This is a genomic window from Microcoleus sp. K1-B1 (assembly GCF_036704705.1).
In the GTDB taxonomy this organism is placed as follows: Bacteria; Cyanobacteriota; Cyanobacteriia; order Cyanobacteriales; family Microcoleaceae; genus Microcoleus.
Window position 1 is genome coordinate 59,975 of record NZ_JAUBSH010000033.1, and the last position, 9,121, is coordinate 69,095.

Annotated in this window: 7 protein-coding genes; 3 read left to right on the plus strand and 4 right to left on the minus strand. The window is 47.7% G+C overall.

Annotation, left to right across the window (positions count from 1 at the left end):
* The first annotated feature begins 147 nt into the window (after positions 1 to 147).
* Positions 148 to 2,211, plus strand: a complete 2,064-nt coding sequence (locus tag QUA83_RS14640) for an ATP-binding protein (RefSeq protein ID WP_333293836.1) — start codon at positions 148 to 150, stop codon at positions 2,209 to 2,211.
* Positions 2,208 to 4,433: a WD40 repeat domain-containing protein gene (locus QUA83_RS14645; protein WP_333293838.1), complete on the plus strand. Its 2,226-nt coding sequence runs from the start codon at positions 2,208 to 2,210 to the stop codon at positions 4,431 to 4,433. Before QUA83_RS14640 ends, QUA83_RS14645 begins: the two co-directional genes overlap by 4 nt.
* 81 nt (positions 4,434 to 4,514) lie before the next feature.
* Here the strand turns inward: QUA83_RS14645 and QUA83_RS14650 are convergent, their stop codons facing one another.
* Both QUA83_RS14650 and QUA83_RS14655 read right to left on the minus strand, forming a co-directional pair.
* Complete coding sequence (locus QUA83_RS14650; protein ID WP_333293840.1) at positions 4,515 to 4,874, minus strand: hypothetical protein; 360 nt, start codon at positions 4,872 to 4,874, stop codon at positions 4,515 to 4,517.
* A 67-nt stretch (positions 4,875 to 4,941) separates the two neighbouring features.
* On the minus strand, positions 4,942 to 5,865 hold the full coding sequence (locus QUA83_RS14655; protein ID WP_333293842.1) for a M23 family metallopeptidase: 924 nt from the start codon (positions 5,863 to 5,865) through the stop codon (positions 4,942 to 4,944).
* A 304-nt stretch (positions 5,866 to 6,169) separates the two neighbouring features.
* Here QUA83_RS14655 and QUA83_RS14660 point away from each other — a divergent pair, with 304 nt between their 5' ends.
* The gene (locus tag QUA83_RS14660; protein ID WP_333293844.1) at positions 6,170 to 7,390 is read left to right on the plus strand and encodes an HhoA/HhoB/HtrA family serine endopeptidase; all 1,221 of its coding nucleotides are present in this window, start codon (positions 6,170 to 6,172) and stop codon (positions 7,388 to 7,390) included.
* A 311-nt stretch (positions 7,391 to 7,701) separates the two neighbouring features.
* Here the strand turns inward: QUA83_RS14660 and QUA83_RS14665 are convergent, their stop codons facing one another.
* The gene (locus QUA83_RS14665) at positions 7,702 to 8,049 is read right to left on the minus strand and encodes a DUF760 domain-containing protein (RefSeq protein WP_333216444.1); all 348 of its coding nucleotides are present in this window, start codon (positions 8,047 to 8,049) and stop codon (positions 7,702 to 7,704) included.
* A gap of 42 nt (positions 8,050 to 8,091) precedes the next feature.
* Complete coding sequence (gene scpB / locus QUA83_RS14670) at positions 8,092 to 8,607, minus strand: SMC-Scp complex subunit ScpB (RefSeq protein WP_333250817.1); 516 nt, start codon at positions 8,605 to 8,607, stop codon at positions 8,092 to 8,094.
* Positions 8,608 to 9,121 lie beyond the last annotated feature (514 nt).

A 9,121-nucleotide genomic window follows, 5' to 3' on the forward strand; every position in this document is an offset into this window, starting at 1 on the left:
TTTACTCTTTGTGGAACAGGCATCTTGCCTGTTCATGAAAGACTTAGTGAGAATGGTGCATAATGTGGATTTCAACCCCCGACGGACTCAACGGCAGCCGGCAAGATATAATTACTACTAACTTTTGAAAAGAAAAATATTTATTTTATGCCACTAATGGACTTAGCTAATTTTAAAACTAGGGTTATTGGATGCAGTGCGGTGATGGCTATTGGACAAGTTATTTCAAACGCGATCGCCAATCCGGCAACTCAAGCAGCAGCGGGTATGATGGGCGGCCCGATCGCACTTGGGGGAGTTTCTATCTTAGCGACGATCGCTGGTGGTATAGCGGGGAATATCGCGGCTAATGACCTCGGAAATCGGCTGACGGAAGGGTTGAGCAAAAATCCGAGGATTCTCGATAATCACGATTTGATTAAGGCTGCGGGTGAGGCGATCGGCTATATTTTGAGAGAGGTTGCCAAGTCCGATCGCCTAATTGCGATCGCCGAAACCAAAAATTTGCCTTATCCAGAAACAGCACTCAGTCAATTAGCAGAGAAAACTCCTGAATACTGGCTGGACATTAACACGAATACAGCCGATTTGTCAAGGGGTTTAAATATTTCCGAAGACCAGCTAACCAAGATTTTTTCTGCGGATGCCGAGGAGTTCGATCGAGTTACCGGATTGACAACGGCAGATTGGGCAAGTTTCGTGAACGAATTCGCGGCCAGCGAGGGCAAATCCTTCGATGCGGAAATTGTGGAATTTGTGGCGGACAAGCTGTACGCAACTTTTCCGAAAGCGTACCGCGAAGTGCTGAAACTGGATGCGGCGAAGGGAGGCGAAAAGTTTGCGGCGATGCTGTTGAATCTCCACCAAATTGCTTTGGCTGAACTGAGAGATTTGGGGCTGCAAAATGGGGAGATTCTGGACAAATTGGAAGCGGTGGCGACGCAGCAGCAGATTTGTCAAGTGATGGTGAAGTTGGAGGCGATCGAAATTGGCATTCGGGATGATTTGGCGCAGATTCGGGCATTGCTGGAACGATATATCGATCCTGCTGCGCCGAGTTTGCCGATTCCTGTTAAGTCAGAGACGATTATTCAGGACAGAATTAAAGACTTTACCGGTCGGAAATTTGTGTTTGAAGCAATTAATGAGTTTCTGAGGACAAAGCAAAAAGGCTATTTTGTTTTGCAGGCGGAACCGGGTGTTGGGAAAAGCGCGATTATGGCTGCCTGTGTGGTGATGTTGAAGCGCCGCTGCGTTACTCATTTCAACTCGCAACCGGACGGGATTGTTAGCGCTGAAACTTTTTTGGAAAATGCTTGCACTCAGTTAATTGAAGGTTTTGGCCTTAAAAATAAGTATCCGCGACTGCCGGAAAATGCCCTGAAAAATAACAATTTTCTATGCGAGTTGCTGAAGGAAGTTAGCGATAAGTCTAGCAGTGACAAAAAAATTATTTTTGTGGTGGATGCGCTGGATGAAGTTGACTGGAAGGCTCAAACTAGCGGTAGCAATGTTTCGTATTTGCCTAATGATTTGCCGGATAACGTTTATTTTATTGTCTCGAAGCGGCCGGATTTTCTGACAATGCCGACAGCTAACAAGACGGTTTTTGATTTGATGAAATACAGTACAGACAGTCTCAAAGATGTCGAGGCTTATCTGGCAAAACGCACGGAGAGAAGCCAGTTGATTCAGGATTGGATTAAGGGTCGAAATTTGCAGCGGGAACAGTTTGTGACGGCGGTAGCCCAAAAAAGCGAAAAGAAATTTATCTATCTCCGCCACGTACTTGATGAGATTGAAGGTGGCACGTACAATGATGTGAATTTAAATGATTTGCCAGCGGGTTTGGAGGAATATTATCAAAAACACTGGGGACAGATGATGGGCATGGGCAGGGAAAACGATCCTCTGCTGGAATTGAAGGTTAGGATTATCTATTTCCTGTCGCAAGCAGAGGAACCTGTTTCTTGTCGCTGGTTGGCTAAATCTGCCGGCGATAAAAATGTTATGACAGTACAGCAGGTGCTCGGAAAATGGAATTCGTTTTTGCGACATGAGAAAGTAGGGAATGAAACTCGATACACTATCTATCACAACAGTTTTCGGCAGTTTCTCGAAGCAGATGAAACTGTGCAGTCGGCTGGACTAACACTGGAAGATATTAATGATGACATTTGTGATAACGCTATAGACGGAGCGCCGGTATGAGCGAATTAGGTGTGTGGTTGGCGCAGCAGTGTCAGGAAGATCGAGATTTGCTGTTGAAATATCAACCGAAGAGATTTGCGAAAGGGGGGAAGGTTGACCGTTATTGTGCTTGGTTGACGGATTTCGGTTTTATTGAGATGAAACTGGATTTTTTGGGGGTACAAGCGCTAATTGAGGATTACGATTTGGCGAGGGTTTCTGATTTTTTGTTGTCGGAGGGGCAAACGGAAACTTTGGGGTTGATTCAGGCGGCAATTCGGAAGTCGGCGCACGTTTTGGAAAGGGATAAAACGCAATTGGCCGGGCATTTGTTAGGCAGGTTGCTAGATTTTGAAATACCTGAGATTCGATTCATGCTAGAACAAACTAAGCAATCGAAAGAGGGTCTTTGGTTCCGGCCTTTAAAAGCTAATTTAGAACGGGGAAATGAAGGGGCGCTGCGGACATTAGCCGGTCATACTCGCAATGTAACACGAGTGGCGATCGCACCAGACGGCAAAACCGCGATTTCCGCTTCAGACGATTCAACCCTGAAAATCTGGGACACCGAGACAGGCCGGGAACTGAAAACTCTTACTGGTAATAATAGCTCGGTAACAGCAGTGGCGATCGCACCAGACGGAAAAACAGCGATTTCCGCTTCAGGGGATAAAACCCTGAAAATCTGGGACACCGAGACAGGCAGGAACCTGAAAACTCTTACTGGTAATAATAGCTCGGTAACAGCAGTGGCGATCGCACCAGACGGCAAAACCGCGATTTCCGCTTCAGGGGATAAAACCCTGAAAATCTGGGACACCGAGACAGGCCGGGAACTGAAAACTCTTACTGCTCATACTAAATCAGTAACAGCAGTGGCGATCGCACCAGACGGCAAAACAGCGATTTCGGCTTCAGCGGATAAAACCCTGAAAATCTGGGACACCGAGACAGGCCGGGAACTGAAAACTCTTACTGGTCATAATCACTGGGTAACAGCAGTGGCGATCGCACCAGACGGCAAAACAGCGATTTCGGCTTCAGCGGACAAAACCCTGAAAATCTGGGACACCGAGACAGGCCGGGAACTGAAAACTCTTACTGGTCAGAATGACTGGGTAACAGCAGTGGCGATCGCACCAGACGGCAAAACCGCGATTTCCGCTTCAAGGGATAATACCCTGAAAATCTGGGACACCGAGACAGGCCGGGAACTGAAAACTCTTACTGGTCATAATAGCTGGGTAACAGCAGTGGCGATCGCACCCGACGGCAAAACCGCGATTTCCGCTTCAGGGGATAAAACCCTGAAAATCTGGGACACCGAGACAGGCCCGAAACTGAAAACTTTTACTGATCTTATGAGCATGGTAACAGCAGTGGCGATCGCACCAGACGGCAAAACCGCGATTTCCGCTTCAGACGATTTAACCCTGAAAATCTGGGACACCGAGACAGGCCGGGAACTGAAAACTCTTACTGATCTTATGAGCACTGATGTTATGAGCATGGTAACAGCAGTGGCGATCGCACCAGACGGCAAAACCGCGATTTCCGCTTCAGGGGACAAAACCCTGAAAATCTGGGACACCGAGACAGGCCGGGAACTGAAAACTTTTACTGCTCATACTCGCGATGTAACACGAGTGGCGATCGCACCAGACGGCAAAACCGCGATTTCCGCTTCAGGGGATAAAACCCTGAAAATCTGGGACACCGAGACAGGCCGGGAACTGAAAACTCTTACTGGTCATAATCACTGGGTAACAGCAGTGGCGATCGCACCAGACGGCAAAACCGCGATTTCCGCTTCAGAGGATAAAACCCTGAAAATCTGGGACACCGAGACAGGCCGGGAACTGAAAACTCTTACTGGTCATAATGACTTGGTAACAGCAGTGACGATCGCACCAGACGGCAAAACCGCGATTTCCGCTTCAGGGGACAAAACCCTGAAAATCTGGGACACCGAGACAGGCTGGGAACTGAAAACTCTTACTGCTCATAATCACCGGGTAACGGCAGTGGCGATCGCACCGGACGGCAAAACAGCGATTTCCGCTTCAAGGGATAATACCCTGAAAGTCTGGGATTTGTTTAGCGGTGAAGAGGTTTGTACTTTCAGCGGAGAACATGGGTTTAATTGCTGTGCAATTTCGCCTGATGGGGTGAGTGTTGTAGCGGTCGATACGTCTGGTCGAGTGCATTTTCTGCGCTTGGAGGGAGTTAGCGGCGGGCGATAATCCAAGAAACCGGGTTTTTGCCCGCATCTGTGGGTTAAAACGAAGTATTTCGGAAAAAACCCGGTTTCTGGGGCCTCGCGATCAGGTTTTTTGGTGGATGGGCGATCGGGTTTTTTGTTGATGGGGCGATCGAATTTGAGAGAAATGTGCGATCGGGTTTTTGGGTGGATGGGCGATCGGGTTTTTTGTGGATGGGGCGATCGACTTTTTGGGAAACGGGCGATCGGGCAATAAGTTGTTCACCAATAAGTGATTAATGGAAACCCGATTAGTGCGATCGTTACTTGTTTCTCGGATTCTATCAGGTTCAAAAAGATTGTGAGTAAAATAAACGGGGTTTGCGTCAGTTGTTTTTGTAAATGAGTCTAGTAAAATGTTGGTAACATATTTTTTGGAATAGGCAATCGTGTAATAATTCTGCTGCCTATCTTTTTTTACCACAACACAGATCAATCCTTACACCGTCTGGATTTGGGGCGGGTTGTCACCCCCCAGCACACTAACAATCCTATTTTTTAATAGTCGCTTGCAAATAAAGCAGCGGGTCTTCAGCAACCCAACCCAAACCCGAATTGTACCGAACTTCAAAATGCAAATGAGATGGCGGAATGTCCCGTTTTCCTGTCGTCCCGACAGTTCCCAAAACTTCTCCAGATTGCACTTTTTGACCGACTTTTACGGCAATATCTTTCAAATGAGCGTAGCGCGTTTGCTTCCCCGCTTCATGGTTCACCACCACTAAATTCCCGTAATCCCCCTGCGGCCCGGCAAAGGCGACAGTCCCCTCGCCTGCGGCCAAAACCTGCGTACCCTCCGACGCCAAAAAATCTACCCCGCTGTGGAAAAAAAATTCGCGCCGCGCCTGATCCAATTGCCGCCCGTAACGCAAAGCTTCCACTGCTGGGCCGGGCAGCGGAAATCCTTGCACCGATGGCGTTGCATCGGGATTGATAGAAGGCCCGATCGACCTATTCACCGCAGGCACAAACACCGTTTTCCCCAAAGGCCTGCACCCATTCGCCTCAAATAGCAAATCTGCGGGCACTTTGTAAGCTTCTGCCAGTTTTTGCCAATTCCAGCCCGCAGGCACTTCTACCTCGATGCCACTGTACGGAGGAATGACGATCGCACTTCCAGCAGATACTCCACCGCCCCGCAACATCGGATTTATCCCGATCAGCGCCGCAGGAATCACATTGTACTGCCGCGCGATGCTTTCTATTGTTTCGCCCTGGGCCACAGTGTGGCGACGCAACCGAGATATAGCCGGACTCGGACAATCGCGGGCGGGGTCGGGGTTTTCTACAGGTGTACCTGAAGGAAGATTTGCCGGTGGGATCTCGGTATTTGCCGCCGTTTTCCCAACGGGTGCGATCAACCAAATTAGTGCAGAAATCAGCGGAAATAAGCGTTTCAAAGTCATTATGTACATAAAAAAGTATTCATTTCGGACAGTTGACAATTTTAAAATCCTGTAAAATTGCATATTTGAAAGCTCTAGCCACCCCCCAGACTGTAAATCCCAGGCTAAGCCAAGTTAGGATGAGAATTATTAGTTTGAGTCGCTCTTGGCAAATCCGGCAAAATTGCCTGTGATGCCGATGGGCGCCTGCCTGTTAACAGCTATGTTCTTGAGGAAGCGGTACGCCCCGCCCCGCTTCCTTCCCGTCGCCAAGACAAAAATGCTTGATTCGGAACCTGTCTGCGGGGATGAGGTATTTAGCGGGAGTTATTAAATGAGTTTATCTTTTAAGCAAGCGACCCTTTATGTGACTCTGCTGTCAATCGGCGGAGGGATGGGATGGTTGGGAAATCGCTATCTGCAAGGCTCAAACAATCTGGAAACCGGATTGGTTTTGCCAGTAGTACGCCAGCAAATCCCCCCCTATCCCTCTCCTCCAGTTCTGGAAAATCGGGCGGTCGATCGCAGCAATCCCAATTTTATTGCTGAAGCAGCCGAAAAAGTGGGCCCGGCTGTAGTGCGGATTGACGCATCAAGCAAGGTGGCGAATCAAGTGCCGGAAGCATTCAAAAATCCGTTGTTTCGTCGGTTTTTTGGGGAGAATTTGCCGCAGCCGGAAGAACGAGTCAAGAGAGGTACGGGCTCCGGGTTTATTCTCACTTCTGACGGCCGCATCGTTACTAATGCTCACGTTGTCTCCGGGACGGATACTGTCAAGGTAACGCTCAAAGACGGCCGCGAGTTTGAGGGAAAGGTGCAGGGAGTCGATCCGCTGACGGATGTCGCTGTGGTTAAGATTAATGCTAAGGAACTGCCGCAGGTGACTTTGGGTCGATCGGACAATATTGTACCGGGACAGTGGGCGATCGCGATCGGCAATCCTTTAGGTCTCGACAATACCGTGACTGTGGGCATTATCAGCGCTACGGGTCGATCGAGTTCCCAAGTCGGCATCCCAGACAAGCGAGTCCGCTTCATCCAAACCGACGCAGCCATCAACCCCGGCAATTCTGGCGGGCCGCTACTCAACGACCAAGGCGAAGTAATTGGCATCAATACCGCCATTCGCGCCGATGCTCAGGGCTTGGGATTTGCAATTCCGATCGAAACAGCCAAACGAATTTCCGATCAGTTATTCGCCAAAGGTAAAGCCGAACATCCCTATCTCGGCATTCAAATGGTCAGCTTGACTGCCGCCACCAAGGCAGAACTCAACAAACAGCTCGATAATAATAAAATTACCCTCGATCAAGGCGTAGCCGTGACGCGAGTCGTGGAAAATTCCCCCGCTCAAAAAGCCGACTTGCGCCCCGGAGATGTCATTCAAAAAGTTGACGGAATTGCGGTTAACACTCCTGGAGACGTGCAAGAACGGGTGGAAAACACTGCTGTGGGCAAAGAACTCGAAGTGGAAATTAACCGTTTGGGTCAAGTTCAGAAAATTAAAGTACGTCCGGGTGCTTTTCCCCTATCGGGTAGCTCCGCCGGTGGGTAATACCATTTTCGATTTTCGATTAAAGAATTAAGAATTAAGAATGATTTACTGCATAAGGATTTGGAGCTTATTTACAGTTGCATTCTTTTTTGAAAGTGGTATTAGTTGCAAGGGTGGAGGATGGAAGATGAATCTGATGCTTTATAGTCCTGGAAGCAGTAACCGGGTTTTTTCACCAAAAGCCTCGGTGTAGCGCGAGGGATAGCCGGTTAACAGCCCGGTTTCTTAATTCCCTGTGCCTCCATGATTCAGGATTATGGATTTTTCTGAACAACTTTCATCTTTCTTGCTTCCCCAACCCGTTGACCTTTTTACTTGTCTTTGGGTGAGTTTGGTTTAATCGAGCTGGTGCTTGCTAAATTTTCTTCTAGGTGCATCCTTTGCTCCATTTGCCTCAAAAAATAGCCTGTCATCATCGCTGAAGCTAGCAAACCTGCTAAGTTTTCGCGATCGGTGGTAATTTCGACGTTAAAATTTTCTGAAGGCAAAACGCCGACAAGTCCTTGAACGTTATGAGAGATTATTTCTCTGATGTCGGGGCTGACGGACTTGGCGACGTGGGCTAGAACCTCCGGGGATTGGTGTTGGAGGTACTTCAGCAGTGGATTGACTGCGGTTTGTTGGGCATTGGATGTGTCAAAGTCAGGGTGAAAAACCATTTGGCGATTCTTAATTTCTGGCTGGTTACATTCTACTTCAAACTACTCGTCATTGCTTGGGTACAAATTTGCCTGAAAGTCAATTTGCAATTGTTTTGGCAGTTGGTCTACTTGAAAGTACCGATGAAATTTCTCAGTAACTTGTAACCAATACGACCGCCCCTCACTCGGTCGCCGTTTGCGGACAAAACCCATTTCTACAAGTTCCTGCACTTGTTGGTAAGCTCCTGAACCTCGCAAGTTAACTAAATCTGGCTGAGCGATGCCGCCTTTGAGGGCGATCGCAGCCAGCGTCCGCAAAGCTCCCACACCTAATTCTGGAGGTATTAAAGTTTGCATTAAACTGGCAAACTCTTCTCTGAGTTGCAGGCTGTATCCTGTGGGGGTTTCGACGACTTCTAATGCACTGTCGCGGTGGGACGAGTCAGACATGAGTTCGATGATGGCGTCTTCGGCTTCGGCTCGATCGCACTTGGCAATCTCGGCAATTTCTGCGATCGACACTGGTTGACCTTTTAAGTAAAGTATGGCTTCTATTGTTGTGGCTAAGCGAGTCATTTGGGAATTAGTAATGAAGAATGGGGACGTTGAAAGAAAAAGGAAGAAGCAAGAAAGAAGAAGGACTCAGGAAAACAACAGTTATCCGTATTTCCGTAACTTCCGTGTCGTGAATAATGAGAGTTAGGAATAAACATTCATCTTACACAAATTATTAATAGTGTAGGTTAGGTTGAGAAACAAAACCAAAACTTTCAATTTTCTTTTTTTATATCAGTCCGAGACGCAGAAATATATAACGTATCTGGCTCTCCTGAGCTTATGGTGTAAAATAGATCAACCAATACAGATGACGGGGTTATGACCAATTTTTGGTAAAAAAAGATGGGGTCAGTATTGTTAAGAAGCCCCATCAGTTAAAAATTTTACCTCAATCATACCAAATTTGTTTCCAACACCAGCTCAAAAACGCCAAATACTTGACTCTGACTATTTTAGTAACTGCTCAATAAGTGCTGATAAGCAAGTATCGCCAAACTAACTCAGACAATGCCTGATAGCCTGAATCTGAGAA

Coding starts and splice junctions, on each gene's coding strand:
- QUA83_RS14640 (WP_333293836.1), top strand. CDS start 148: ATGCCACTAATGGACTTAGCTAATTTTAAAACTAGGGTTATTGGATGC.
- QUA83_RS14645 (WP_333293838.1), top strand. CDS start 2,208: ATGAGCGAATTAGGTGTGTGGTTGGCGCAGCAGTGTCAGGAAGATCGA.
- QUA83_RS14655 (WP_333293842.1), bottom strand. CDS start 5,865: ATGTACATAATGACTTTGAAACGCTTATTTCCGCTGATTTCTGCACTA.
- QUA83_RS14660 (WP_333293844.1), top strand. CDS start 6,170: ATGAGTTTATCTTTTAAGCAAGCGACCCTTTATGTGACTCTGCTGTCA.
- QUA83_RS14665 (WP_333216444.1), bottom strand. CDS start 8,049: ATGGTTTTTCACCCTGACTTTGACACATCCAATGCCCAACAAACCGCA.
- scpB (WP_333250817.1), bottom strand. CDS start 8,607: ATGACTCGCTTAGCCACAACAATAGAAGCCATACTTTACTTAAAAGGT.